This is a genomic window from Effusibacillus consociatus, from assembly GCF_042652925.1.
GTDB lineage: Bacteria > Bacillota > Bacilli > Tumebacillales > Effusibacillaceae > Effusibacillus > Effusibacillus consociatus.
In genome coordinates, this window is the sequence record NZ_JBHSHC010000003.1 from 1 (window position 1) to 550 (window position 550).

The 550-nt window shown below is 50.2% G+C and carries 1 protein-coding gene and 1 pseudogene; both read right to left on the minus strand.

The genetic code is table 11. The features are described from left to right. Nucleotides 1-98: 98 nt before the first annotated feature. A complete protein-coding gene (locus tag ACFO8Q_RS00385) occupies nucleotides 99-329 on the minus strand; it encodes a hypothetical protein (protein ID WP_380023433.1) in 231 nt (76 codons plus the stop codon). Further along, a pseudogene (locus ACFO8Q_RS00390) lies at nucleotides 330-550 on the minus strand (phenylacetate-CoA oxygenase subunit PaaI); the annotation flags it as partial.

The window sequence follows — 550 nt, forward strand, 5'->3', positions numbered from 1 at the left end:
CGCTAATCCCTACTTCGACCAGGCGGTCGCCCAGCACATACTTGTTGTCGGCGACGGCTTCAATCAGTTCGACAAACGCCTGCAATCCTGCTGTTTGTTTAGCCATTGGTCCTCACCCCTTCCTTTTCGAATAATCCTACCGGCTTCCTGACCCAGTTGAGCAGGCCCCTGCGAACTACACACATCTCCGCCCAGTCTTCTTCGTCATAGGTGAATGTTGCATACACTTGCGCCAGTTCGTCCGTTTCCGCTTCTACCGTACCGACATGCACAAGGTCATCTCCACGCTTGATACGGGTGAACACGTCATATTCATATCGTTTGCCCATTTATCCCACCTCTTTACGGAGTTCTTCCAATTCTTGTTTCCCTTTTTGAATGCGGGCGACAAACTCCTGATTTTTTGGCCCCCGTTTTTTGAAACGTGCGATCACGTTTTCCCATGTATCCGGCTGGTCGTACAGCCATTTTTTATTTTCCACGTCAAATTTGCACGGGAACGGGACATCGATCACATACTTTCCGGTTTCTTCGTCGTAGTGGGCCGGTA